The organism is Cupriavidus gilardii (assembly GCF_013347325.1).
Lineage (GTDB): Bacteria > Pseudomonadota > Gammaproteobacteria > Burkholderiales > Burkholderiaceae > Cupriavidus > Cupriavidus gilardii.
This window is the reverse complement of record NZ_CP054624.1, coordinates 364,175-388,561: the sequence shown is the minus strand read 5'-3', so window position 1 is coordinate 388,561 and position 24,387 is coordinate 364,175. Positions and strand designations below refer to the sequence as shown.

At 67.6% G+C, this 24,387-nt stretch carries 23 protein-coding genes; 4 read left to right on the top strand and 19 right to left on the bottom strand.

Annotated elements, in window-relative coordinates:
• The first annotated feature begins 12 nt into the window (after positions 1 to 12).
• Positions 13 to 2,094 (top strand): hypothetical protein, encoded by a 2,082-nt coding sequence (locus FOB47_RS01815; protein WP_174779771.1) that lies wholly within the window; start codon positions 13 to 15, stop codon positions 2,092 to 2,094.
• 58 nt (positions 2,095 to 2,152) lie between these two features.
• Here the strand turns inward: FOB47_RS01815 and cheZ are convergent, their stop codons facing one another.
• The 17 genes from cheZ to FOB47_RS01730 form a co-directional block, all read right to left on the bottom strand.
• Entirely contained in the window at positions 2,153 to 2,791 is a 639-nt protein-coding gene (gene cheZ, locus FOB47_RS01810) for a protein phosphatase CheZ (protein ID WP_053824403.1), read from the bottom strand.
• Between the two features lie 10 nt (positions 2,792 to 2,801).
• Positions 2,802 to 3,197 carry a chemotaxis response regulator CheY gene (gene cheY / locus FOB47_RS01805; RefSeq protein ID WP_006577576.1) on the bottom strand — a complete coding sequence of 132 codons (396 nt, stop codon included), beginning with the start codon at positions 3,195 to 3,197 and terminating at the stop codon, positions 2,802 to 2,804.
• 77 nt (positions 3,198 to 3,274) lie between these two features.
• A complete protein-coding gene (locus FOB47_RS01800; RefSeq protein WP_053824404.1) occupies positions 3,275 to 4,348 on the bottom strand; it encodes a protein-glutamate methylesterase/protein-glutamine glutaminase in 1,074 nt (357 codons plus the stop codon).
• A gap of 22 nt (positions 4,349 to 4,370) precedes the next feature.
• A complete protein-coding gene (cheD, locus tag FOB47_RS01795) occupies positions 4,371 to 5,018 on the bottom strand; it encodes a chemoreceptor glutamine deamidase CheD (protein WP_174779770.1) in 648 nt (215 codons plus the stop codon).
• Complete coding sequence (locus FOB47_RS01790) at positions 5,018 to 5,917, bottom strand: CheR family methyltransferase (RefSeq protein WP_217488900.1); 900 nt, start codon at positions 5,915 to 5,917, stop codon at positions 5,018 to 5,020. The genes cheD and FOB47_RS01790 overlap by 1 nt, the downstream gene beginning before the upstream one ends.
• Positions 5,918 to 6,011: 94 nt before the next feature.
• Positions 6,012 to 6,506 (bottom strand): chemotaxis protein CheW, encoded by a 495-nt coding sequence (locus FOB47_RS01785; RefSeq protein ID WP_053824406.1) that lies wholly within the window; start codon positions 6,504 to 6,506, stop codon positions 6,012 to 6,014.
• 34 nt (positions 6,507 to 6,540) lie between these two features.
• Positions 6,541 to 8,568, bottom strand: a complete 2,028-nt coding sequence (gene cheA / locus FOB47_RS01780) for a chemotaxis protein CheA (RefSeq protein WP_053824407.1) — start codon at positions 8,566 to 8,568, stop codon at positions 6,541 to 6,543.
• Positions 8,569 to 8,669: 101 nt separating this feature from the next.
• Complete coding sequence (motB, locus tag FOB47_RS01775; protein WP_053824408.1) at positions 8,670 to 9,623, bottom strand: flagellar motor protein MotB; 954 nt, start codon at positions 9,621 to 9,623, stop codon at positions 8,670 to 8,672.
• Positions 9,624 to 9,681: 58 nt separating this feature from the next.
• Complete coding sequence (gene motA / locus FOB47_RS01770) at positions 9,682 to 10,545, bottom strand: flagellar motor stator protein MotA (RefSeq protein ID WP_174779769.1); 864 nt, start codon at positions 10,543 to 10,545, stop codon at positions 9,682 to 9,684.
• A 118-nt stretch (positions 10,546 to 10,663) separates the two neighbouring features.
• On the bottom strand, positions 10,664 to 11,266 hold the full coding sequence (gene flhC, locus FOB47_RS01765; protein WP_053824409.1) for a flagellar transcriptional regulator FlhC: 603 nt from the start codon (positions 11,264 to 11,266) through the stop codon (positions 10,664 to 10,666).
• Entirely contained in the window at positions 11,263 to 11,580 is a 318-nt protein-coding gene (gene flhD, locus FOB47_RS01760) for a flagellar transcriptional regulator FlhD (protein ID WP_006579236.1), read from the bottom strand. The genes flhC and flhD overlap by 4 nt, the downstream gene beginning before the upstream one ends.
• A gap of 403 nt (positions 11,581 to 11,983) precedes the next feature.
• Positions 11,984 to 12,763 (bottom strand): DUF4088 family protein, encoded by a 780-nt coding sequence (locus FOB47_RS01755; RefSeq protein WP_174779768.1) that lies wholly within the window; start codon positions 12,761 to 12,763, stop codon positions 11,984 to 11,986.
• Between the two features lie 59 nt (positions 12,764 to 12,822).
• Positions 12,823 to 14,649: a methyl-accepting chemotaxis protein gene (locus FOB47_RS01750; protein ID WP_174779767.1), complete on the bottom strand. Its 1,827-nt coding sequence runs from the start codon at positions 14,647 to 14,649 to the stop codon at positions 12,823 to 12,825.
• Positions 14,650 to 14,832: 183 nt separating this feature from the next.
• Positions 14,833 to 16,497 carry a methyl-accepting chemotaxis protein gene (locus FOB47_RS01745; RefSeq protein ID WP_174779766.1) on the bottom strand — a complete coding sequence of 555 codons (1,665 nt, stop codon included), beginning with the start codon at positions 16,495 to 16,497 and terminating at the stop codon, positions 14,833 to 14,835.
• Positions 16,498 to 16,531: 34 nt separating this feature from the next.
• The gene (locus FOB47_RS01740) at positions 16,532 to 17,014 is read right to left on the bottom strand and encodes a chemotaxis protein CheW (RefSeq protein WP_053824413.1); all 483 of its coding nucleotides are present in this window, start codon (positions 17,012 to 17,014) and stop codon (positions 16,532 to 16,534) included.
• Positions 17,015 to 17,239: 225 nt separating this feature from the next.
• Positions 17,240 to 17,635 (bottom strand): response regulator, encoded by a 396-nt coding sequence (locus FOB47_RS01735; RefSeq protein WP_174779765.1) that lies wholly within the window; start codon positions 17,633 to 17,635, stop codon positions 17,240 to 17,242.
• Between the two features lie 209 nt (positions 17,636 to 17,844).
• Positions 17,845 to 19,785, bottom strand: coding sequence for a putative bifunctional diguanylate cyclase/phosphodiesterase (locus FOB47_RS01730; protein ID WP_174779764.1), 1,941 nt, complete (start codon positions 19,783 to 19,785; stop codon positions 17,845 to 17,847).
• Positions 19,786 to 20,089: 304 nt separating this feature from the next.
• Between FOB47_RS01730 and FOB47_RS01725 the strand changes: the two genes are divergently transcribed.
• Together FOB47_RS01725 and FOB47_RS01720 are read left to right on the top strand one after the other, a co-directional pair.
• Positions 20,090 to 20,422: a hypothetical protein gene (locus tag FOB47_RS01725; RefSeq protein WP_174779763.1), complete on the top strand. Its 333-nt coding sequence runs from the start codon at positions 20,090 to 20,092 to the stop codon at positions 20,420 to 20,422.
• A 158-nt stretch (positions 20,423 to 20,580) separates the two neighbouring features.
• A complete protein-coding gene (locus tag FOB47_RS01720; protein WP_006577758.1) occupies positions 20,581 to 20,886 on the top strand; it encodes an H-NS histone family protein in 306 nt (101 codons plus the stop codon).
• A gap of 135 nt (positions 20,887 to 21,021) precedes the next feature.
• Here the strand turns inward: FOB47_RS01720 and galE are convergent, their stop codons facing one another.
• Positions 21,022 to 22,041 carry a UDP-glucose 4-epimerase GalE gene (gene galE / locus FOB47_RS01715; RefSeq protein ID WP_174779762.1) on the bottom strand — a complete coding sequence of 340 codons (1,020 nt, stop codon included), beginning with the start codon at positions 22,039 to 22,041 and terminating at the stop codon, positions 21,022 to 21,024.
• 59 nt (positions 22,042 to 22,100) lie between these two features.
• Entirely contained in the window at positions 22,101 to 23,120 is a 1,020-nt protein-coding gene (locus tag FOB47_RS01710; protein ID WP_174779761.1) for a tyrosine-type recombinase/integrase, read from the bottom strand.
• A 252-nt stretch (positions 23,121 to 23,372) separates the two neighbouring features.
• On the opposite strand from FOB47_RS01710, the gene FOB47_RS01705 reads away from it, so the two are divergent.
• A complete protein-coding gene (locus tag FOB47_RS01705) occupies positions 23,373 to 24,362 on the top strand; it encodes an NAD(P)H-dependent flavin oxidoreductase (protein WP_006577756.1) in 990 nt (329 codons plus the stop codon).
• Positions 24,363 to 24,387: the final 25 nt, after the last annotated feature.

Genomic DNA, 24,387 nt, shown 5'->3' with positions numbered 1-24,387 from the left:
ATCCCAGGCGCCATGCCTTCCCTTCTGACCGCCCTGTCTGCCGCCATGCCACTGACCGCTACGCCCCCCTCCCCTGCCACCGCACACCCTGAAGGCCTCGGCACCAACGACCATGTGCTCGAACATGTCGCCACATGGCTGCACAAGGCCGACAAGGTCCGGCTGGCCCGGGTCAATCGCCATATCCATGCCGTGATGGAGCGGCTGTTCACCGGTCCCGCCCGGGTCAAGGACCGCATCCGATGGACCCGCTCGCTGACACAGCTGCATGCGCGCTGTGCGGAAATCGCGGCACTGCCCAAGCCATGGCATGCGGCTCTCCACGAGCGCCTGTTCCAGTGCGTCACGACGCGATGGAGGATCCTGGACGACGAAGCCAGCCGCATACTGGCACCGTTTCGCCCCGCCGTGGCCGCTGGCACCCGCATCCAGCATGCCGGTCGTCCCGCTTTCGTGACCGAGATGCTGACCCTCCCGCCGAGCGATTGCAGCCGGGCACTGGCCACTTGCGTGTCCGACAGCAAGGGCAGCGTTCTGGCGGAAATGCCGCTGCGGCAATGGCTGGCCATCGCGGACGATGCACCGGACGAGCAGGACGCCATCGCGCTGCTGGCTGCCATCGGCACCTACGCCAGCGCTCCCGATCGCGCATCGGGCACGCGCTGGCTCGAGACGCAGGCCTGCCTGTTCGAGCGACAACAAGCCCTGGCGTCGCGAGGCGAGCCCGCGTGCGCGCTTCGTACGAAGCTGCTGTGCGCATCGGCGCTTGGCCTGGAGGAGGCGAATCCTGGCGATCTTCTTGGGGTGACGGTATCCGATCGCCGGGCGCGCTGGGATGCGCTGCTCCATTGCGCCGCCGGGCTGCCGGCGCAGTCATGCGCCGAGGTATTGATGGCACTAGGTCGCAGCGTGCGAATGGATGCCATGCATCCGCTGCCGGAGACATCGCTGCCGCGCTGGCGATCGCTGGCCGACATCGCGGTACAACGGCTGCGGCCCGCCGACACCGCACGCGTGCTTCTCGGCATGGTCGCCCACGTGGTCGAGCCTGAGGAGCGATGCGCCATCGCGGACAGCGGCATGGCTGCCTACCTCGCGGATTGCGCCATGCGTCTCGATGCATCGCTGTGCGTCGAGCTGTGTGAACACCTGCTGTCGATCGCGGACCAGGCTGAGCGGCTGGAGAGCGTCTGGTCCACCGTATTTCGTCTGGCCGATGCGGCGCGCGACATGTCGGTCAAGGCCAGATTGGCAAAGCTGCTGGCTTTCCGGGTCGATGCGATGGACACACGGCCGGCCGATTCGACACGCCGGTGGAACCTGGTGCATGGGCTCATCAAGGACTGGCCGCCGGGTGTCCGCGAAGCGCTGCTGCCGTCGATGGTGTGCAACCTGGGCCGATGGCATGCCGATCCGGAGGGCGCGGTATCGGCTTATCTGCAGCTGGCCACGGATGTGTCCGACCGCGGCAAGGCGTCCGCGCTGGCGGGCGCGATCAAGACGCTTGGCGCCCATCCCCGCTATTGGAACTTGCATCTCGCGCGCGTGTCGGCCTTGCCGGCGCCGGTCCGACACAAGGCAATGGAGCCCCTGGCCAGGAGCTTGTTCGGCGTCATGTCGGGCAGCGGCGAAATGTGGCGCGATGCCGTCCGGAACGGGGAGCCCGTCACCATCGACGCGGTTCGCGAGCAACTGGAGCGGCTGCTGGACATGCTGACGCCGGGACAGCGTGGTGCCATCCTGCTCAACCTCACTTCAGCGGCCACGTACACCCGTTGGACCTGGAACGCCGAGGTCGCATTGTGGCTGCTGGCACAGGTTCGCAAACTGCTCGAGCACCACCAGCTGCCCGCCCAGCAGCGGCACGAGATCGTCATCGTCACCGCTCTGGCCCGCTGGGCCGCGGACGCTCGGGACGAAACAGGCGTCGACGCGGTGTATCCGCCCCTGCTGAACGCCATCGAAGCGCTGCACCGCGAAGCGCGCGGCGGCGCCGTGCATGGCCTGCTTCGCGGCATTGGTGCAACGGCGTGGCGCGAACGGGTCTGGGCGCTGTACGACACGCTGCCGGCAGCCGACAAGACGATCGGCTGAACGCACCGCCGTTCGCGTACAGGCGTACAGGCGCTCAGGCAGTCACAGGTTCGAAAGCTCAGAAACCCAGGCTCGCCAGCAGATCGTCGACCTGCGACTGGTCCGATACCACGTCGTGCTTGCCCTCCGGATTGACCTGCGGTCCGTTCATCAGCGTGGCCGGGCCGGTCTCGACGCGGCGCTCGGCCGGGACATTGTCGATCAGCATCTGCAGCAGCTCCTGCTCCAGCGTGTGGATCATGTCCATCATCTTCTTGATGACCTGGCCGGTCAGATCCTGGAAGTCCTGCGCCATCATGATCTCGAGCAGATGGCTGCCGGTGGCGCGGGCCTGGGCCGGCACCTCGGTCAGGAACGCCCGCGTGTCGAGCACCAGCTCGCGCGCATCCGCCAGTTCCACCGGCCGCGCGAACCAGTCTTCCCAGCGCTTGTCCAGCGCCTCGGCCTGCTTCTCCAGACCGGACTGGATCGGCTGCGCCAGCTCGACCGCGTTCAGCGTGCGCTCGGCCGCCTTCTCGGTCATGTTGGCGATGTAGCTCAGACGGTCGCGCGCGTCGGGGATCGCCTGCGCCGCGCGCTCGATCTCCTTGTCCAGGCCCAGCTCGCGCATGCTGTCGCGCAGCATGCGGGTCAGGCTGCCGATGCGCTGGATGATCTGCTCGGCGGACTCGATATTGATATTCGACGTGGTGGACATAGCGGCTGCCTCAAGCCCCTTCCTTGGCGATCTTCTCGAAGATCTTGGTGATCTTCTCGTCCAGCGTCGCCGCGGTGAACGGCTTGACCACATAGCCATTGGCGCCGGCCTGCGCCGCCGCGATGATGTTTTCCTTCTTGGCCTCGGCGGTCACCATCAGCACCGGGGTCTTGGCAATCGCCGGATCGGCGCGAATGCCCTGCAGCATCGTCAGGCCGTCCATGTTGGGCATGTTCCAGTCCGAAACCACGAACTGGAAGCTGCCGTCCTTGACCTTCTCGAGGCCGGCGGCGCCGTCTTCGGCTTCCTCGACGTTGGCGAACCCCAGCTCCTTGAGCAGGTTGCGGATGATACGGCGCATGGTCGGGAAGTCGTCGACCACCAGGATCTTCATGTTCTTGTCCACTCTACGGCTCCATTACGGTTGTGGATGATTGCGTCTATCGGGGCGCGCCGCGCAGCCGCGGCGCGTCCGTGTGGTTTTCAAACGCGCTGTGCGCGGGTGCCGAAGGTGGCCAGCCGTGCCATCACGCGCTGGCTCATCGCCGACAGCGGCACCACCTCATGCGCGCCGCCGGCGGCGATCGCCTCCTTCGGCATGCCGAACACGATGCAGCTGTGCTCGTCCTGCGCCAGGTTGTAGGCGCCGGCCTCGCGCATCCGCAGCATGCCGCGCGCGCCGTCGCGGCCCATGCCGGTCAGGATCACGCCGATGGCATTCTTGCCTGCATGCACGGCGGCCGAGTCGAACAGCACGTCGACCGACGGCCGATGCCGGTTGACCGGCGGATCCTGCGACAGGTGCGCGACATAGTTGGCGCCGCTGCGCGCCAGCAGCAGGTGCTGGTCGCCCGGTGCGATATAGGCATAGCCCGGCAGTACGCGCTCGCCATGTTCGGCCTCCTTGACCTTGATGCGGCACAGGCCATCGAGCCGCTGTGCGAACGAGCGGGTAAAGCCGGCCGGCATATGCTGGACGATCAGCACCGCCGGCGCATCGGGCGGCAGCGGCATCAGGAATTCCTTGATGGCCTCGGTGCCGCCGGTGGAAGCGCCGACGATGATCAGCTTCTCGGTCGACAGCAGCGGCGTGCGCAGCATCGGCGCCGGCGCCGCGGGCTCGGCGCCGGGCGCCGCCGTCCGCAGGCGCGCGCGCGAGGCGGCGCGCAGCTTGTCGGCGATGGTGTCGGTGTATTCGAGCAGGCCGTCGCGGATGCCGAGCTTGGGCTTGGTGATGAAGTCGACGGCGCCCAGTTCGAGCGCGCGCATCGTGATTTCGGACCCGCGCTCGGTCAGCGACGACACCATCAGCACCGGCATCGGCCGCAGCCGCATCAGCCGTTCCAGGAAATCGAGCCCGTCCATGCGCGGCATTTCGACGTCCAGCGTCAACACATCGGGGTTCAGGCGCTTGATCATCTCGCGCGCGACCAGCGGGTCCGGCGCGGTGCCGACCACCTCCATGTCGGGCTGGCTATTGATGATCTCCGTCATCAGGCTGCGGATCAGCGCGGAGTCGTCCACGCAGAGCACCTTGATCTTGGCGGCGGCGGTCATGTCGAAAACGGGTCCTTCGAATTCAGGAAACGGTGGAAGCGGCGCCGCGCCGCCCGAACAGCTCGACGCCGCCGCGTACCGGCGTCGCGGAAATGGCGCGCGCCAGCGCGCGTTCGCTGCGTTCGACGACCGCCTGGTCGTCCTGGCGCGTCAGCCGGCGCACCAGCGCCAGGCCCGTCTGCGGGAAATAGCTGACCCGGCGCGCGTGCGGTCCGCGCAGATCCCGCGCGGCGACCCGGATCTCTTCGGTCTTCAGATAGCGCAGCACGAACTCGGCGTTGCGGTCGCCGATGTTCAGCGTGGTCATGTTGGCCAGCACCGCGCCGCCGCCGAACACCTTGGCCTCGAGCCGCTCGCGGCGCGCGCCCATCTTCAGCAGCTCGTTGATCAGCACCTCGAGCGCATAGCAGCCGTAGCGCATGGACGCCGACAGCACGCGGTCGGGCCCGGCGTTCTCGTCGTCCGGCAGCATGAAGTGGTTCATGCCGCCGACACCGGCCTTCTCGTCGCGGATGCAGGCGGCCACGCAGGAGCCGAGCACCGTGGTCAGCACCACGTCGTCGCGCGTCACGTAGTACTCGTTGGGCAGCAGCTTGATCGCCTGCTTGCCGAACTCGCGGTCGAAGTAGGTGCGGGTGGCGATCGCCTCCGGCAGGTGCGGCGTCTGCATCAGGCGGCTCCGGCCCTGGCCGCGCCCGGCGCCAGTTCGTAGACGGTCTGCCCGCGCAGCTGGAAGGCGCGCGTCACGTAGGAAAAGTTCTCCGAATGGCCGGCGAACAGCAGGCCATGCGGTTTGAGCAGCGGGACGAAGCGCTCCAGGATGCGGCCCTGGGTCGGCTTGTCGAAATAGATCATCACGTTGCGGCAGAAGATCGCATCGAAGCGCTCGCGGATGCCCCAGTCGGGCGCCAGCAGGTTCAGCGGCTCGAACGTGATCGTCGAGGCGAGCTCGGGCTTGACCTTGACCTGGCCGGCACGCTGCCCGGTGCCTTTCAGGAAGAAGCGCTTGAGCCGTTCCTGCGACAGCCGCGCGACCTGGTCGGCCGAATAGACGCCGGTCCGCGCCTTGGCCAGGACCTGCGTGTCGATATCGGTGGCCAGCACGGTCGCGGCGCGCTCGCCGAGCGCCTCGGCCAGCGTGATCGCGATCGAATACGGCTCCTCGCCGGTCGATGCCGCCGCGCACCAGACCGAATACGGCCGGCCGATCCGCTTGGCATGTTCGGCCAGCAGCGGGAAGTGGTGCGCCTCGCGGAAGAACGAGGTCAGGTTGGTGGTCAGCGCGTTGGTGAAGAACTCCCACTCGCCGGAGTACTCGTCGGCTTCGAGCAGCGCCAGGTAGCTGGCGAAGTCGCTCAGATGCAGCGCGCGCAGGCGGCGCGCCAGCCGGCTGTAGACCATCTCGCGCTTCTGCGCGCCCAGCGAAATGCCGGCGCGGCGGTGAATCAGCGCGCGCACCTTGTCGAAGTCGCGGTCGGTCAGCAGGAAGTCGCGCGCGTCGTCCCGCAGCGTGGCGAGCGGCATGGCGGAGGCCGCGCCGCGGGGAGCGGGGGTTCGTTGCGGCGTCATGTCTGCGGGTGGATCGGCGAGGGTGGCGACGGGGTGAGGATGATGCGCGGGGCTGGCGATCGCGAGCGGCGGGCCGCTGGGGGCTCGCGCCCGCTCAGGCGGTCTCGCCTTCGATCAGCTCCATCTCTGGGCTGGTCATCATCCGTTCGATATCGAGCAGGATCAGCATGCGGCCTTCGACGGTCGCCAGGCCCGTCAGATGCTCGGTCGACACCGACACGCCGAACTCCGGCGCCGGCTTGATGGCCTCGCCGGTCAGCGTCAGCACGTCCGACACGCCATCGACCACGATGCCGACCACACGGCCGGCGATGTTCAGGATGATGACGACGGTCTGGTGGTCGTACTTGACGTTGCCCAGGCGGAACTTCATGCGCAGATCGACGATCGGCACGATCACGCCGCGCAGATTGGTCACGCCCTTGATGAAGTCCGGCGCGTTGGCGATCCGCGTCACGCCGTCGTAGCTGCGGATCTCCTGCACCTTCAGGATATCGATGCCGTATTCCTCGGAGCCCAGCGTGAACACCAGGAATTCCTGGCCCGCCGCCTCGCTTCCGGGGGTGTCGCTATGTCCGATGCCGGCCATGATGTGTTGCTCCTTGTTGATTCTTGCCTTCGCCTCAAGCCAGCGCCGGCTCCTGGCGCCGCACGCCGGTGCGCTGCAGCGCGGCGACGTCGACGATCAGCGCCACGCTGCCGTCGCCCAGGATGGTCGCGGCCGAGATGCCCGGCACCTTGCGGTAGTTGGTCTCGAGGTTCTTCAGCACGACCTGGTGCTGGCCGATCAGCTGGTCGACCAGCAGCGCGAAGCGCTTGCCCTCGGCCTGCAGGATGATGGCGATGCCCTGGGTCGGCTCCTGCACCGCGTTCTCGACGTTGAAGACGCGGTGCAGCTCCAGCAGCGGCAGGTATTCGCCGCGCACGTGCATCACGCGCTCGGTATTGGCGGCGGTGCGCACGTCGTCGGCCTTCGGCTGCAGCGATTCCATCACGCAGTTCAGCGGCAGGATGAAGGTCTCCTCGCCAACCTTGACCGACATGCCGTCGAGGATCGCCAGCGTCAGCGGCAGCACGATGCGGGTGGTGGTGCCGTTGCCGGGGCGCGAGCTGATCTCGACGTGGCCCCCCATCTCCTGGATGTTGCGCTTGACCACGTCCATGCCGACGCCGCGGCCGGACAGGTCGGTGACCGCCTCTGCGGTCGAGAAGCCCGGCGCGAAGATCAGCTGCCACACTTCCTCGTCGCTCATGCTCTCGGACACCGGCAGGCCGTTCTGCATCGCCTTGGCCAGGATCTTGTCGCGGCGCAGGCCGCCGCCATCGTCGCTGACCTCGATCACGATGTTGCCGCCATGGTGCTGCGCCGACAGGATCAGCTGGCCGGTCGGGTCCTTGCCCGCGGCGACGCGTTTGTCCGGCGTCTCGATGCCGTGGTCCAGGCTGTTGCGCACCAGGTGGGTCAGCGGGTCGATGATCCGCTCGATCAGGCTCTTGTCCAGTTCGGTCGCCTTTCCGAAGGTCACCAGGTCGATCTGCTTGCCGAGCTTGGCGGCCAGGTCGCGCACCAGGCGCGGGAAGCGCGAGAACACATAGTCCATCGGCATCATGCGGATCGACATCACGGCTTCCTGCAGATCGCGCGCGTTGCGCTCGAGCTGCCCCATGCCCGAGAACAGACGGTCGAACAGCACCGGGTCCAGCGACGACGCGGTCTGCGCCAGCATCGACTGCGTGATCACCAGTTCGCCGACCAGGTTGATGATCTGGTCGACCTTCTCGGTCGGCACGCGGATCGAGCCCGATTCCTGATGATGGGCGGCCGCGGCGCTGGCCTTGGCGCGCTCCTTGTCCTTCGCTGCGGGTGCCGCCGCCGGTGCGGGGGTAACGGGGGCCGGAGCCGGCGCGGCCACGGTTTCGGCAACGGCCGTCGCGGCGGTGGCGGCCGGCGCCGCGGCAGCTGCGCCGGTGGCGGGTTCGATCACGATCTGCTCGGCGTCGATCACGAAGCAGCAGACCGCGACGATATCGTCGGGACTGCACTGCGTTGCCAGCTCGATCGCCAGCTCGCTGTCGTTCTGCGTCTCGCCGAGGATCTCGCCGAGGTTGCCGAGCTCCTCGCGCAGCAGCGCCTGGTCGTCCTTCGACACGTTCAGCAGGCGCACCTTCAGCGCGCCGCCGGGCGCGGCCGTGGCGGCAGCCGGGGCCGCCGCCGGAGCGGCCGCTACCGGCGCGGGGGCCGGTGCTTCGCCACCGGTCTCGTACGCCAGCTGCTGCAGCACCGCACAGATGCGCGCAAGGGTCTGCGGATCGGGTTCGGTACCGTTGCGGTAGGCGTTGAGCTGGTCTTGCAACACGTCCTTGGTTTCCAGAAAGGTATCGATGATGGCCCTGGACAACGCCAGTTCGTGGCGGCGCGTGCGGTCCAGCAGATTCTCGAGCAGGTGGGTGGTTTCGGTCAGCGCGCTGAAGCCGAAGGTCGCCGCCCCGCCCTTGATCGAATGCGCCGCGCGGAAGATCGCATTGAGGTCTTCCGCGTCGGGCGCCTCGATGTCGAGGCCGAGCAGCAACTGCTCCATTTCAACGAGCAGCTCTTCCGCTTCCTCGAAGAAGGTCTGGTAGAACTGCGTGATATCGATATCGACAGACATGACCGTCCTGAATCACTGATTGCTAAGCATTGAGCCGTTACCAGCTGGTTATCGACCTCGCCGACGGTCTTATTAAATTTTGTTACTGATTTAAGTGCCGGCTACTGCCGCGCCCTGGCCGCCGACGCACCGGTCGCCTCGTCCATTCCCTGCTGCAGCGCCTGCGCCGACTCGCCGGCCTTGGCGCGCACCGCGACGTCGGCCGCGCTGGCGTTCTCCGCCTCGAAACGGGCCTGGGCGCGCTGGTTCAGCACGACAATGCTGATGCGGCGGTTGACCGGGGCCAGCGAATCGTTCTTGTCCAGCGGCATGGTCGCGGCCAGGCCCAGCACGCGCAGCACCTTGCCCTCCTGCATGCCGCCGGCGACCAGTTCCTGGCGCGAGGCGTTGGCGCGGTCGGCCGACAGCTCCCAGTTCGAATAGGTCCGCTCGCCGTTCATGTAGGTCGACGAATCGGTATGGCCCGACAGGCTGACCTTGTTCGGCATCTCGTTGAGCACCGGGCCGATCTCGCGCAGGATGTCGCGCATGTACGGCTCGACCACCGCCTTGCCGGTGCGGAACATCGGCCGGTTCTGCGTGTCGAGGATCTGGATGCGCAGCCCTTCGCTGGTGATGTCCAGCAGCAGCTGCGGACGGAACTGGCGCAGCACCGGGTTGTTCTCGATCAGCTGTTCGAGCCGCTGCTTCAGCGCGCGCAGCCGCTCGGTCTCGAGCTGGTCGCGGCGCTTCTGCAGCGATTGGGGGTCGTCCTCGCGCATGCGCCGCGTTTCGCCGTCCTTGCTGGCCGGATCGATGCCGCCGCCAGGAATCACGCTCGGCGATTCGCTGGTCTTCTGGCCGCCGGCGATCGCGACCTTCAGCGGCGTGCGGAAGTACTCGGCCACCTGCACCAGATCCTTCGGCGTCGACGTGCTCAGCAGCCACAGCACCAGGAAGAAGGCCATCATCGCCGTCATGAAGTCGGCGTAGGCGATCTTCCAGCTGTGGTTGCCGTGCGGCTTGTCGTGGGCGGCGACGCGTCGGACGACGATGGGGCGCGCGTGATCGGTCATGCTTGGCCTGCGTTGGACGGACGAATGGACTGGCTCGCGGACTGCCTGGACGACGCGCTTACGTCAGGCTCTTGACTTCGCGCACGTGGTCGTCCAGTTCCAGGAACGACGGACGCTCGCTCGAGTACAGCACCTTGCGGCCGAACTCGACCGCGACCAGCGGCGCATAGCCGTTCAGCGAGGCCAGCAGCGTGACCTTGATGCACTGGTACATCTTGACCGTCTCGGCAACCTGGTGCTCGACGCGCGAGGCCAGCGGCGAGACGAAGCCGTACGCCAGCAGGATGCCCAGGAAGGTACCGACCATCGCATGCGCGATCAGCGCGCCCAGCACCGACGGCGGCAGGTCGGCAGAGGCCAGCGCATGGACCACGCCCATCACCGCGGCGACGATGCCGAACGCCGGCAGCGCATCGCCGACCCGCGCCAGCGCGTGGGCGGGCACTTCGGCCTCGTGCTTGAAGGTCTCGATCTCGTGGTCCATCAGGGCCTCGATCTCGAAGGCATTCATGTTGCCGTTGACCATCATGCGCAGATAGTCGGTCAGGAATTCCATCATCGCCGGATCGGCGAGGATGCGCGGATACTGGCTGAAGACGCTGCTGGCGGCCGGATCGGCGATTTCCTTCTCGAGGAACAGGATGCCCTCGCGGCGCGCCCTCGACAGCAGCACGTACAGCAGCGCCATCACTTCCATGTACAGCGCCTTGTTGTATTTGCTGCTGCGAAGCAGCTGCGGCAGCGCGCGCAAGGTGGCCTTGATGGCCTTGCCGCTGTTGGCGCTGATGAAGGCGCCGACCGCGGCGCCGCCAATGATCACCAGTTCTGCCGGTTGATATAGCGCGCCCATGTGGCCGCCAGTCATGGCGTAACCACCAAGCACCGCCGCCACTACGACGACATAGCCAAGAACAACTAGCACGATCGATTCCCCGTCAGAAAAACACGCGTCGGACACGCGCGAGCCGGACCTCGGAAGGACACGGCAAGCTGCGCGCCGTGCCGCCTCGGTCTGGCTCGCCGCGCAAGCCCGGCGTGAATCAGGCGGGTTGCGCTGGCGTGGCGTCCTTCGAGGGCTTCTTTGCCTTGCCCGCGCGCGATGGCGGCCGGCACAGGCTGCAGACGAAGTTCGCGTTCGGCTCGTAGGCGTGCGTGACGAACTGTCCTCCGCAGCATGTGCAACTGGAAAGCTGCAGCATATTGCTCTCGAAGAACCGTACTAACGTCCAGGCACGCGTAAAACTTAAGACAATTTCGCCGCCGAGCAGCGAGACGTGCTCGAGGTAGAGACGGTATGCGGCGACCACGGCACGAATGCCGCTCGCCTCGCCCTGCTCGACCATGAACTGGTAGGCCGAGAAGAACAGCGACGAGTGGATGTTCGGCAGCCAGGTCGTGAACCAGTCCGTCGAGAACGGCAGCATGCCCTTGGGCGGGGATACGCCGCGCAGTTCCTTGTACAGACGGATCAGCCGGTCGCGCGACAGCGTGGTCTCGGCTTCGAGCACCTGCAGACGCGCGCCCAGGCCGATCAGCTCGATGGCGAGCTGGGTCTGGTTGGCATCCTGCAGTACGCTCTTGCGCGGGGCAGCCGGAGCGGCGGTGTAGCTCCGGGCCGGTTGGACCTGCAGCAGCGCGCTCAATTGAGCGACTCCACCGGTTGCCGCGCGAGCAGGATGGCAGCGTGGATCTGCTGCATGTCGTGGCTCTTGGCGGTATGCGTCAGCGTGGACAGCAACGCGTGATCGTCGAACCGGAACCGGCACAGGACCATGTTGGAGGCCGCCAGCTTGACCAGCTGAGCAGGCGTCAGCTTGGCCAGGATGTCAGCGATTTCCTTGCTGACGCCCAGGCGGAACATGGCTTCGAGTTGGTTTTCGCGCACCAGGCGTTGCGCGAGCAGCAGATAGGCGAGATTGACCTCCCTGATCTCCTGCAGAAGTTCACTGCTTTCCAATTTATCCCCGCTACCAAGAAACCCTCGCCCGCTTGTCCAGCGCTTACCGGTGGCAGACCTCCGGCGTCCAGATCGTTTCAGTGCGTGTGCGACGGGTACTACATCTGATCGGAACTACTCCGGCCCAGTTACAAAACTCACATCTGGTAACAAATGTTACGGAATGTAAATGGACTGACCGCTTTATATCGGCAATCGGCTGCCGCTGCCAATCCCTACTTACGTTGGGGATGCACATTGTCGTACGGATGATACATGGCCCAAACGACGCCGACAGATGTAACAACGTTGTAACGTGATCTGGATCAAATCTGTAACAGCAGACATGCTGCGAGAATCACTTGGAAGGCGATTCAGCGCAGTTTTCGGGCGGGTTTTCCGTGTGGCTGAAAACGCTTCGCGTTCACGGCGAACGCTTGTCGCTTTCCACCATTGACGGCGCGGCCGGCATCGGCTTGAAGACGCGGCGCAGCCACGCGGCCAGCCGCGCGAAGACATCGTCGGGTTCGTCGCGGAACAGATGCGGACGGGCGTGCTCGATCTGCTCCATCACGCGGCCCGCTTCCTGCGCGTCGATCGCGCCGTAGTCGAGCGCCAGGCCCACCATCGCACGCAGTTCGCCCAGGCGGGTCAGCGCGGCGGCGGTGCCGCGCTCGGTCTGCACCAGGTACAGCAGGTCGTAGACGCGCCGGCGCAGGCTGTCGGCAAGGCGCCAGGCCGGCGTCTGCATCTGTTCTTCGATCGTGCGCACGTCGATCGCCGCGTTGGCGATGTGTTCGGCCAGCGTGTCGGCCAGCGCCGGATCGGCGCCCGCGTGGTCGAGAATCTCGACCGCCCACTTGCGCGCCTGCGCCAGCCGTTCGGATTGCGACCATTCCGAGCGCACCGCAAGGCCGAAGCCGAAGCGTTCGGCATCGCGCATCAGATTGGCCAGCGCATGCGGCAGCTGCTTGTCGAACACGCGCTTGGCCCAGGCGTACTCGCCGCCGGTCAGCAGGCGCGTGACCGCGCGCTCGGTCAGCGGCCCGTCCTGGTGCATCACGCGCGCACGCAGGAAGTCCTCGAACGACGGCGGCACGAACTGCCGGTCCAGCCCCGTGGAGAGCCGGACGAAATGATCGAACTCGCCGCGCAGCTTGTCCGCGGCCTCACGCGGCAGGGACAGGGTGATTTCGCTGTTCATCGTCTGTCATGGTCGGGGGCGCGCCATGCCGGCCGCGCCCGCCCCGCCGCGGCGGGTGTTCAGAAGGCGCTCCAGTCGCTGTCGGCACCGGCGGTGGCCGCAGCGGCAGCGGCGCGCGGAGCCGGGCGGCCCGACAGGCGCGGCGCGGACCTGGCCGGCGCCGGCTCGGCGCGATCGTCGCGCGCCGCACGATCGGCCGTCGCCGGTTCGTCGTGGCGGCTCGCGGCGGACGCCCCCGATGCCGCTGCCGCCGGCGCGGCCGCGATCGGCCTGGCAACCGGCGGCGCCTGCAGCGACGGCGCGAACAGCTCGTCGGCCGCCAGACGGAAGCGGGCCAGCGACGCCTGCAGGCGGGCGGCCTGGTCCTCGAGCGAACCGGCCGCGGCGGCGGCCTGCTCGACCAGCGCCGCGTTCTGCTGCGTGACCTCGTCCATCTGCGCCACCGCCTGGTTCACCTGCTCGATGCCCGAGCTCTGCTCGGCCGACGCCGCACTGATCTCGCCCATGATGTCCGTCACGCGCTTGACCGCCTGCACGATCTCGCCCATGGTTTGTCCGGCCTGGCCCACCAGCGCCGAGCCGTTGTCCACCCGCGCCACCGTATCGCCGATCAGCCCCTTGATCTCCTTGGCCGCGTTCGCGCTGCGCTGCGCCAGGCTGCGCACCTCGCCGGCCACCACCGCGAAGCCCCGGCCCTGCTCGCCCGCGCGCGCCGCTTCCACCGCCGCGTTCAGCGCCAGGATGTTGGTCTGGAACGCAATGCCTTCGATCACCCCGATGATGTCGACGATCTTCTTGGACGCGCCGTTGATCTCGTCCATCGTCTGCACCACCCGGCCCACCACCTCGCCGCCCTTGACCGCGGTCTCCGACGCGTTGGCCGCCAGGCCGCTGGCCTGGCGCGCGTTGTCGGCGTTCTGCCGCACCGTGCCGGTCAGCTCTTCCATGCTCGAGGCCGTCTCTTCCAGCGAGGCCGCCTGCTGCTCGGTGCGCTGCGACAGGTCGTTGTTGCCCGCGGCGATTTCCCGCGAGGCCGATGCGATCGACTCGGCCGCGGCCTTGAACTCCTGCACCATGCCCGACAGCTGCAGCTGCATCTGCTTCATCGCGTACAGCATGCTGCCGCGGTCGCCGGCGCGCAGCTTGATCTCGGTCGAGAAGTCGCCATCCGCGATGCGCGAGGCGATCGAGGCCGCGTAGGCCGGTTCGCCGCCCAGCTGCCGCGACAGCGCGCGGGCCAGCAACACGCCCAGCAGCAACGACACCGCCAGTCCGCCGAGCACCAACGCCAGCATCCACAGGCGCGAGCTCTCGTAGACACCCTGCGCCTCTTCCATGTTGGCGCGGGCACCGGCATCGCGGCGCTTGACCATGTTGAACATCAGTTCTTCGATCGCATGGCCATCCTTGAGCAGCGCCGTGCTTTCCTCGAACACCTGGCTCTCGAACTGCGAGGTATCGAGCGGCTGACGCGAGACCAGCTCGACGTACTTGGCCATGCGGTCGCGATAGGCCGGCAGCATCGCGTCGAATTGCTTGATCAGCGCCTGACCTTGTTCGGTCTGGAAGGAATTGCGGGCCTGCTTGATGCGCTCGTCGACCACGCCGAACGATTTTTCGATCAGCGTCTTCTCGGTCGTCCGTTCACCCATCGTCGAGGCCGACAGCAGCGCGATCTGCGCGCGGCTGGCGTACAGCAGATTGATGTTGGCGTCCTGCACGGCCTTCAACGCCTGCAGGTCGGTGTTGTATATCCGGCTGGTCCACTCGGTCATCCGGCCCATATTGACCACCCCCAGCAGGCCCATCGCCATGCCGATGACGGAAACGATCAGAAAGCCGACGACCAGCTTCGTCGCGACTCGCAGTTGCTTGAACCATTGCATGAGAACTACCTCTTCTTCTGGATGACCGTCCGGCCGGATGCGGCGCCGATCGCCAGCGATCGGTGCGCTTGCCGGCTTGCTTTCCGGCTTCGTTGTCGCGCCGGTTGATACTACTGTCCGTGCTGCGATCGGTGCCCGGCGCCTGCCGGCGTCCGTGCCCGATCGCCCGTCAAATGCCGATCTTCATGCGCGTGCCAGTCGCGGCGCCGCTGCTTTCTGCGCCGCGTCCGCCGCACCCGCGCGCGGACGCAGCGGGCGCGGCTCGGCGTTCAGGCTGACGCGGAACACCGCCACCGCGTCGCGCAGGCGCGCGGCCTGATCCTCGAGCGAGCCGGCCGCGGCGGCGGCCTGCTCGACCAGCGCCGCGTTCTGCTGCGTGACCTCGTCCATCTGCGCCACCGCCTGGTTCACCTGCTCGATGCCCGAGCTCTGCTCGGCCGACGCCGCGCTGATCTCGCCCATGATGTCCGTCACCCGCTTGACCGCCTGCACGATCTCGCCCATGGTCTGGCCGGCCTGGCCCACCAGCGCCGAGCCGTTGTCCACCCGCGCCACCGTATCGCCGATCAGCCCCTTGATCTCCTTGGCCGCGTTCGCGCTGCGCTGCGCCAGGCTGCGCACCTCGCCGGCCACCACCGCGAAGCCGCGGCCCTGCTCGCCCGCACGCGCCGCTTCCACCGCCGCGTTCAGCGCCAGGATGTTGGTCTGGAACGCGATGCCCTCGATCACCCCGATGATGTCGACGATCTTCTTCGACGCACCGTTGATCTCGTCCATCGTCTGCACCACGCGGCCCACCACCTCGCCGCCCTTGACCGCGGTCTCCGACGCGTTGGCCGCCAGGCCGCTGGCCTGGCGCGCGTTGTCCGCGTTCTGCCGCACCGTGCCGGTCAGCTCTTCCATGCTCGACGCGGTCTCTTCCAGCGAGGCCGCCTGCTGCTCGGTGCGCTGCGACAGGTCGTTGTTGCCCGCGGCGACCTGGCGCGTCGCCGTGGCGATCGCGCTCATGCCTTCCTGGATTTCATGGACGACCGACAGCAGGCTGCGCTGCATCGTCTGCATCGCCTTGGCGAGCGCGCCGATCTCGTCGTTGCTGGAGAACTCGTAGCGCGTGGCCAGATCCCCCGCGCCCAGGCGCAGCGCGAAGTCCAGCATCTCGCGCATCGGGCGATGCACCATCGCCATCAGCGCCGCGCCGGTGGCCATCGCCGACAGGCCGGCCAGTACGAAGCCGCCCCACAGCCACGGCCGCAGTGCCGCGCGCGTCTGCGGCTCGGCCAGCAGCTCGAACGCGGCCAGCGCGGCCAGGAACCATGCGAGGCCCACGCCCTGCGACAGCATGATGCGGCCGCGCAGGCCCAGCCGGCGCAAGCCGTCGACCCAGCCCAGCGGCCCGCGGCGGACCACCACGCCTTCGCGGATGCGGATGCCGGCGGCGTTGCCCGAGCGAATGCGCGCATACGCGGCCTGCGCCGCCTCGATCTGCTCGGCGCTCGCCATCGAGCGAACCGACGTGTAGCCGACGGTCTGTCCGTCGACGCGGGTCGGCGTCACCGTCGCGCTGACCCAGTAGTAGTCGCCGTTCTTGCGGCGGTTCTTGACCAGCCCGACCCACGAGCGGCCCGCCTGCAGCGTGCGCCACAGATCCTCGAACGCCTCTGGCGGCATGTCGGGATGGCGCACCAGGTTGTGCGGCGCGCCGAGCAGTTCCTCGGCGGTGAAGCCGCTGACCTCGATGAACGCGCGGTTGGCGAAGGTGATGCGGCCCTTCAGGTCGGTGCGCGAGATCAGGTAATCGTTGGGCGCGAGCTTGTATTCGCGCGCGGTGACAGGCTGGTTGTTTCTCATGACGTTGTGCTGCTCGATTCGTTCGGGGCGCGCCTCAGGCCGCGGCGGCGGCTTCGATTGCGGCCAGTTCCTCGGTCGCCAGCAGCTTCTCGATATCGACCAGGATCAGCATGCGGTCTTCGACCGAGCCGAGGCCGCGGATGTATTCGGTGTCGAGATTGCCGGAGAACTGCGGCGTGGGCTTGATCTGGGCGGGTGTCAGCGTCAGTACGTCCGAGACGCCGTCGACCACGATGCCGGTGGTGCGGTGGTTCAGATCGACGATGATGACGACCGTGTACTGGTCGTAGCTGACCGTCTGCTGCTGGAACTTGATGCGCAGATCGACGATCGGCACGATGGTGCCGCGCAGGTTGATCACGCCCTTCAGATAGGCCGGCGCGTTGGCAATCTGCGTGACCGCCTCGTAGCCGCGGATTTCCTGGACCTTGAGGATGTCGACGCCGTATTCCTCGCGGCCCAGCGTGAAGGCGAGAAACTCCTCGCCGCTTCCTTCGGTCTTGCTGCTGACGTTCATCTTGCGCTCCCGCTCCCCGGTTGTGGCCGTCGTTGCGCGCTGGCGGAGTGCACCCCAGCCGGCCCGACCGCCTTTATCGACCACTGCGTGGCCACTGCCCTGGCAACTGCATGGCGATGGCGCCGCGATGGCGCGGCTCCAGGGGCGCGCACTGACCGCGCGCCCCGCCCCTTGCTGGTTATCGGCAGATCCGATGCGCGACTGAAGGGTCGGAAGCGGCCGCTTTTACCCCTCTTCGGAGGGGGATAGCAGCGCGGCGACCGACTGCATCAGCTGGTCGGGATCGAAGGGCTTGGGCAGGAAGCCGCTGGCGCCGGCCTCGCGGGCCTGGGCGCGGATCTGACCGTCGGCCTCGGTGGTCAGCATCAGGATCGGCATCGCCGCGTAGCGCGGCGCGGCGCGCAGCCGGCGGATCAGCGTCAGGCCGTCCATGCCCGGCATCACCTGGTCGGTGACGAGCATGTCGAACGGCTGCGCTGGCGGTGCGGCCTCGGCCGCCGCGTGCGCCTCGTCGCCGTCCGCTGCCTCGGCGACGTCGTAGCCGCCGGCGCGCAGGCAGGCGGCGATCATGCGGCGCAGGGAGGGCGAATCGTCGACGACAAGAATGCGTTGAGCTGGCATGGCGGCTACCTCGAAACGGCGGCGGATCGGCCGGCGCGGGTCGATCCGTGTTCTATGCTGGTCGGCGCCGGCCCCTGCCGGCGCATCGCTGCGGCGCGGGCCGCCATATCGGACCGGGCTCGGTCCCATACCGCGGCGCTGTGCGCCAATCAGGCTTATCGGCGGCCCGGCGCGCTTCCTTTAGGGCACGGTGTGGCCGCGCGCGGCGTTCAGCGGCGCGGGCTGGACAGCAGGTCGGCGAAGCCGGGCGCTTCCATCGGGCGGGCCAGCAGATAGCCCTGCACCTCGTCGCAACCCATGCGCGCTAGGATGTCGAGCTGCGCCTGCGATTCGACGCCTTCGGCCACCACGCGCATGCGCAGCTCGTGCGCCAGCGCGACCATCGAGCCGACGATGGCGCGGCCTTGCGGATCGGACTCCAGGCCGCCGATCAGCGTGCGGTCGATCTTCAGCGTGCCGACCCGCAGCCGCTTCAGATAGCCGAGGCTGGAATAGCCGCTGCCGAAGTCGTCCAGCGCGACGTGGATGCCGAGCGCCTGCAGTTCGGTCAGCGTCTCCAGCGACTGCGCGATGTCCTTCATCGCCGCCGTCTCGGTGATCTCGAGCGTGATCGCCGACGGCGGAATGTCGTGCTGGTGGATCTGCTCGAGCAGGTACTGCGGGAAGTCGCGGCTGGCAAAACGCAGCCCCGACACGTTGATGGCAACCGGGACCACCGGCAGGCCGGCGTCCTGCCACTCGCGCACCTGGCGGCAGACGCTGGCGATGACCCAGTCGTCGAGCTTGTCGATCTGACCGGACTGCTCGGCCACCATGATGAATTCGGCCGGATTGACCGCACCGAGCGTCGGATGGCGCCAGCGGCACAGCGCCTCGGCACCCACCACGGTGCGCGCGTCGACGTCGAACTTCGGCTGGTACTCGAGCGACAGGCCGTCATCCTGGATCGCCAGCCACAGATCGCGGCGGATCACCCGCATGCGGCGGGCGCGCTCGCCGGCGGCGGAGTTGAAGGTGCGCACCTGGTTCGAGCCGGATTCGCGCGCCTCGGACAGGCTGACCCGCGCCGCCTGCATCAGCCCTTCCGAGCTCTGCGCGTCGCGCGGATAGACCGCGATGCCGATATTGACGCCGATCTGCATCTGCAGGCCGCGCGCGGTGACGAACTCCGAAATCGATGCCAGCACGCGCGAACCGAGCTCGTGCGCGCGATTGGAGTTCAGCAGCGCCGGCACGCCCACGGCGAACTCGTCGCGCGCCAGGCGGGCCAGGAAGTCGTGCGGCTCGAGCGCGGCCTGGGCCAGCACGCTGGCGTCCTGCGCAAGGATGTCGTCGGCGCGCACCTCGAAGACTTCATCGACCTCGCGGAAGTCGGCGATATGGATCAGCAGCACCGCACAGCTGGTCTCGGCCAGCCGTGCATGGGCGATCGACTGGTCGAGCCAGCGGGCGAACGCGGCGCGGTCCGGCACGTCGGTGGCCACGCTGTATTCGCCGACCGTCGCCTGGCCGCGGCCTACCGGGCGGACCGTCAGCCGGCCGGGGATGCGGCCATTGAGCCGACGCACGATGCGCGTCGGCAAACCCGGCGGCGCACTGCCACTGCGCTCGCCCTCGGGCTCGCCGGCATCGCTGAGCAGCACGTCGCGCTCGCGCTGCGGCGCATGGCGGCGGTCCAGCAACGACAACAGCGCGAACGCCGCCGTGCCCAGCACGGCCAGGCCAAGGCCGAACCAGGCCGGATGCAGCAGGTTCACCGCATCGATGCAGGCGCTGCGCGAGCTGGCGCCGCCGCACTGGTGGCCAAGCCCGATCCCGGCCGCGGCGATCACGCCCGCGCCGGCCAGCGTCGCGAGCATCGCGGCACCGCGCCAGTACGCCAGCGCCCGGTGCAGCCATTGCGCCAGCACCGTCGTGGCGATGCCGCCAACCAGCGCGGCGAGCGCCTGCGACCACTCTCCCGAACGCGGCACCGAGCCGGACAGCAACACGACCCAGACCGGCAGGCCGATCGACGCCTGCGACACCAGCCCCGCGGTCAGGGCCATCATGCGGCCGGACCATCCCGTCCCATCGCGGCCGCGGCCGGCAGCGCGAAGGCCGACGGCGATGCCGAGCAGGATGGCGAGCAGCAGAACGCTAAAACTCATATCGAAGGGGGCGCTGCGGAATGCGTGTAGATGGCGCGCCGTCAGGATCCGGCCCGAAGGCCGGCGACGGGACGCCCTGGGTATTGCCGAACCGCGTCGAACGCGGCGAATCGTGGTGCGGGACCCCGGCGCACAGCGCATGCGCCGACTGCCGTTGGCAGCCGGCCACGCACCGCCCGGGACGTTAGCATAGCCACCGCGCGTAGTGCACGCCGCGTCACCTTATTGCAACGAAGGCGCCCCTCCGCCGTCGCACGTCCCCCGGCTTCGTTCGCGCCGGCGGCAGGCCGCGCGCGGACATTCGATGACGAAGACGGAACAGGGCGACGCAAGGACATGGGACGACTCGGATCGATCAATAGCGGCGGACAGTCTGCCAACCTGCCGGGCGACAGCCCATGCTGTGGGGATATCGACCGCCGGGGCGGATTACTTGAATCGGGGAATGGCGGCGCGCAGCTCCGTGGCGGTGATCGGCGACGCCGACGGGCAATGGAAACGCGACGAGGGCAACATCGCATCCGTTTTACCGCGCCATATTGCTCAAAACGAATGCGACAAACGAAAGAGCCAGGCCGATGGCGTCGCAAAACCGCGCCGGCGAGGCTGCAATCGCCCGGAATGGCGCCAGAGATGACGCAGGCGACAGATCGGCGTGTGAAAAGTTCATCATGAAAGGTTTCGTGACCGATTTTGTCAAAAATCGGTTTCAACCTGCGCCAGCATTTGCATCGCTATCGCAGGCCGTTATAATTCATGCCGTTCATCTCGCCCACCGTAATCAGAGGTCTCAAAATGGCAACCTATCAGGAAATCGTTCAGAAAATCAACGAATTGCAGAAGCAAGCCGAAGAGATCAAGGCTCGAGAGCAGGCAGCGGTAATCGACGATATCCGCAAGAAAATCGAAGAATATGGCTTGACCGCCGAAGATCTCGGTTTTGGCAGCAAGGCGGTACCCGGCAAGAAAACCGCGCGCAAAGTACCCGTGCGCTATCGCGACAGCGCTGGCAATACCTGGACGGGCCGCGGCAAGCGCCCCGGCTGGCTGACCCAGGCGCTGGCCTCCGGAAAATCGATCGACGACTTCCTGGTGCGATAAACGCAGCATCGGCCGGGACGCCTTGCGGCGTCACTACACCGGCGACCCGCGGCCCCGGGCATTCGGGGCCTGCGCGGGGCAATAAAAAACCGGGCCAAACCGGGCCCGGTTTTCCATTGTTGCCGCAATCCCAGATCAGGACGCAAACCCCAGCGGATTCATCGACTGCCAGCGCCAGGAGTCCGCGCACATCCGGTCCAGATCGTGACGCGCCTGCCAGCCCAGCAGGCGCTGTGCCAATGCCGGGTCCGCATAGCACGAGGCAATATCGCCGGGGCGGCGCGCGACGATTTCATACGGGATCGGCTTGCCGCTGGCGCGCCGATACGCCTCCACCACCTCGAGCACGCTGTAACCGCGGCCGGTTCCCAGATTGACCGTCATCCCCTCGCCGCGCTCGTTCAGATAGCGCAGCGCCGCCAGATGGCCGTCGGCCAGATCGCAGACGTGGATGTAGTCGCGCACGCCGGTGCCGTCCGCAGTCGGATAGTCGCCGCCAAACACCATCAGGCGCTCGCGCCGGCCGGCCGCCACCTGCGCCACATACGGCATCAGATTGTTCGGCACACCGCCCGGATCCTCGCCGATCAGCCCGCTTTCGTGCGCGCCAACCGGATTGAAATAGCGCAGATAGGCGATACGCCAGTGCGGATCGGCGCGTTCGAGATCGCGCAGGATCTGCTCGCCCATCAGCTTGGTCTGGCCGTACGGATTGGTGGCCGACAGCGGAAACTCCTCGCGGATCGGCACCGCATGCGGATTGCCATAGACGGTGGCCGAGGAACTGAAAACCAGCGTCTTGACGCCGGCCGCCTGCATCGCCGCACACAGCGTCAGCAGGCCGTTCAGGTTGTTGTCGTAGTAGGCCAGCGGCTGCGCCACCGATTCGCCGACGGCCTTCAGCGCGGCGAAATGGATCGCGCCGGCGATCCTGTGCTCGGCGAACACCCGGTCCAGCAGGGCGCGGTCGCGCACGTCGCCCTCGACGAACCGCGGCGTCTGGCCCGAAATGGTGGCGATCCGGTCGACCACCGCACGGTTGCTGTTGGACAGATTGTCCAGCCCGACCACATCGTAGCCGGCCGCGAGCAGTGCAACCCAGGTATGCGAAGCGATATAGCCGGTGGCACCGGTCAGCAGCAGAGTGTCTGGCATCGTGAACTTTATCGATTGAACATGCGGACGGCGGGGCCGAGCCGCCGCCGTCAGGGGCGTTATGGTAACCCGGCCGGCGATCCCGCCCGGGCCGCGGCAAGCTGGCCGCTGCGCGCCTGCCAGGCGGTGTACGCCGCGTGCAGCCGCCAGCCCGACTCCAGATCGCGCATGCCCAGATACTGCGCGACGGTGGCCGGCTCGGCGCCGGCCTCGAAATGCAGCGCGCCATAGCTGTTGCGCAGCGTCTGCGGCGAAGCGCGCTCGGTGCGTCCGTCCAGCACGCCGGCCTCGTCCAGCAACTGCTCGACCCGCCGGTACAGCGAGGCGGCGTGCAGCGGCCGCCCCGCGGGCTGTGCCGGAAACACCAGCGTGCCGAGCGTGCCGCCCGCCTCTCGCACCGCCAGCCAGGCCAGCAACGGCCGGCGGGCAAAGTCGAACACGGGCGCGCGATAGGTGCGGCCGTTGTCGGTACGGGTCAGCCGCAGCTCGCTGGCGTCCGCCGCAATGCTGTCGAGCCGCAGCGCCCGCACCTCGCCCACCTTGAGGCCGGCGCCCAGCATCGCGGCGACCACCGCGACATCCCGCGCGCGTTTCCAGGCGGTCGGGCTCGGGGTCGCCTCCGCGTTCGGCATCGTGACCGGTTCCAGCACACGCGCCACCACGGCGTCGCGCTCGGCCGGCAACAGAAAGGGCGTCGGATCGTTGTCGCCATCCGCCAGATGGGCTCTTGCCGCCTGGCTGCCCGGGTTATGCAGGCCGGCCTGCTGCAGCGACAGGTAATGAAAGACGCGCTCGATCAGCCGCGTATAGCGATAGCGATGGCGCTTGTGCAGCCCCTCGGCATCCAGGAAGGCGCCGATCTGGGCGGCAGACCACGACAGCGGCGCGACGCCATGCTCGCGCGACCAGCGCAGCAGCTTGCCCCACATCGCGCGATAGACGACCGCGGTGCCATGGCCGAAGCCATGGATCGCCAGCCAGCCATCGAAGGCCCGCTCGGGATCGGCATGCCAGTCCGCCAGATTGCCTTCGAACAGATCGCGGCGGGTTCCGGTTGCCGGTCGAGGATCGTCGCTCACCTGCACTCCTGCTGATTCATTGGGCACATTGTAGACAAGGCGCCACCGCGTCCCCACGCAGCGGATGCGCGGCACCGTACGGTAATCGCCCGGCGCAAGCGCCACTGCGCGCCATTGCCGTGGTCGCCGCTATTGAAAGCCGGCGAAGGCCGTGCTAACTTTCGACTCACTATGCAACTGGTTGCATATCGATGCAGCCATCGACCGCAGCCATCCAACGACCACAACCCTTCTTTTCGAACCGAGGCCGCCATGTCCCTTCCTCCGCTCCTGCAACGCCTGCGCCTGCCGGTGGTGTGCTCGCCGCTGTTCATCATCTCCAACCCCGATCTGGTGATCGCGCAATGCAAGGCCGGCGTGGTCGGCTCCTTCCCCGCGCTGAACGCACGGCCGGCCTCGCTGTTGGAGGAGTGGCTGGACCGCATTACCACGGAGCTGGCCGAGCACGACGCCAGGCATCCGGATCGGCCCTCTGCGCCGTTCGCGGTCAACCAGATCGTGCACAAGTCCAACGACCGGCTGGAGCACGACCTGGAGCTGTGCGTGCGCTACAAGGTGCCGATCGTGATCACCTCGCTGGGCGCGCGCGTGGAGGTCAACCAGGCGGTGCACTCGTATGGCGGCATCGTGCTGCACGACATCATCAACAACACGTTTGCCCACAAGGCGATCGACAAGGGCGCCGATGGCCTGATCGCGGTGGCCGCGGGTGCCGGCGGCCATGCCGGCACGCAGTCGCCGTTCGCGCTGCTGCATGAGATCCGCGAGTGGTTCGATGGTCCGCTGCTGCTGTCGGGCGCCATCGCCAGCGGCAACGGCATCCTGGCGGCCCAGGCCGCGGGCGCCGACCTCGCGTATATCGGCTCGGCCTTTATCGCCACCGAGGAAGCCAACGCGCAGCCGGCCTACAAGCAGATGATCGTGGACAGCACCGCCGGCGATATCGTCTATTCGAACCTGTTCACCGGCGTGCACGGCAACTACCTGCGCCAGAGCATCGTCAACGCCGGCCTTGATCCGGAAGCACTGCCCGCCTCCGACCCGACCGCGATGAACTTCGGCTCGAACCGGGTCAAACCTTGGAAGGACATCTGGGGCGCCGGCCAGGGCGTCGGCGCCATCAAGCGCGTGGTACCCGCCGCCGACCTGGTCGACCGCTTCGCCGAGGAATACGCGCTGGCCCGCCGCCGGCTGGGGCTGGCTGACGTCGGCGCGGGCGTTGGGGTGAGGGATCTGGTGTAAGCGAAACCGGACGGGGGACCGTCCT

What these genes read in the sequence shown, in the direction of transcription:
- FOB47_RS01740 (WP_053824413.1), bottom strand. Translation starts at nt 17,014, where the DNA reads ATGAACGTCAGCAGCAAGACCGAAGGAAGCGGCGAGGAGTTTCTCGCC.
- cheA (WP_053824407.1), bottom strand. Translation starts at nt 8,568, where the DNA reads ATGTCTGTCGATATCGATATCACGCAGTTCTACCAGACCTTCTTCGAG.
- cheZ (WP_053824403.1), bottom strand. Translation starts at nt 2,791, where the DNA reads ATGTCCACCACGTCGAATATCAATATCGAGTCCGCCGAGCAGATCATC.
- FOB47_RS01815 (WP_174779771.1), top strand. Translation starts at nt 13, where the DNA reads ATGCCTTCCCTTCTGACCGCCCTGTCTGCCGCCATGCCACTGACCGCT.
- FOB47_RS01720 (WP_006577758.1), top strand. Translation starts at nt 20,581, where the DNA reads ATGGCAACCTATCAGGAAATCGTTCAGAAAATCAACGAATTGCAGAAG.
- FOB47_RS01705 (WP_006577756.1), top strand. Translation starts at nt 23,373, where the DNA reads ATGTCCCTTCCTCCGCTCCTGCAACGCCTGCGCCTGCCGGTGGTGTGC.
- FOB47_RS01730 (WP_174779764.1), bottom strand. Translation starts at nt 19,785, where the DNA reads ATGAGTTTTAGCGTTCTGCTGCTCGCCATCCTGCTCGGCATCGCCGTC.
- FOB47_RS01790 (WP_217488900.1), bottom strand. Translation starts at nt 5,917, where the DNA reads ATGACGCCGCAACGAACCCCCGCTCCCCGCGGCGCGGCCTCCGCCATG.
- motB (WP_053824408.1), bottom strand. Translation starts at nt 9,623, where the DNA reads ATGACCGATCACGCGCGCCCCATCGTCGTCCGACGCGTCGCCGCCCAC.
- FOB47_RS01725 (WP_174779763.1), top strand. Translation starts at nt 20,090, where the DNA reads ATGACGAAGACGGAACAGGGCGACGCAAGGACATGGGACGACTCGGAT.
- FOB47_RS01750 (WP_174779767.1), bottom strand. Translation starts at nt 14,649, where the DNA reads ATGCAATGGTTCAAGCAACTGCGAGTCGCGACGAAGCTGGTCGTCGGC.
- galE (WP_174779762.1), bottom strand. Translation starts at nt 22,041, where the DNA reads ATGCCAGACACTCTGCTGCTGACCGGTGCCACCGGCTATATCGCTTCG.
- FOB47_RS01745 (WP_174779766.1), bottom strand. Translation starts at nt 16,497, where the DNA reads ATGAGAAACAACCAGCCTGTCACCGCGCGCGAATACAAGCTCGCGCCC.
- cheD (WP_174779770.1), bottom strand. Translation starts at nt 5,018, where the DNA reads ATGCAGACGCCGCACCTGCCGGAGGCGATCGCCACCCGCACCTACTTC.
- FOB47_RS01735 (WP_174779765.1), bottom strand. Translation starts at nt 17,635, where the DNA reads ATGCCAGCTCAACGCATTCTTGTCGTCGACGATTCGCCCTCCCTGCGC.
- FOB47_RS01785 (WP_053824406.1), bottom strand. Translation starts at nt 6,506, where the DNA reads ATGGCCGGCATCGGACATAGCGACACCCCCGGAAGCGAGGCGGCGGGC.
- FOB47_RS01755 (WP_174779768.1), bottom strand. Translation starts at nt 12,763, where the DNA reads ATGAACAGCGAAATCACCCTGTCCCTGCCGCGTGAGGCCGCGGACAAG.
- FOB47_RS01800 (WP_053824404.1), bottom strand. Translation starts at nt 4,348, where the DNA reads ATGACCGCCGCCGCCAAGATCAAGGTGCTCTGCGTGGACGACTCCGCG.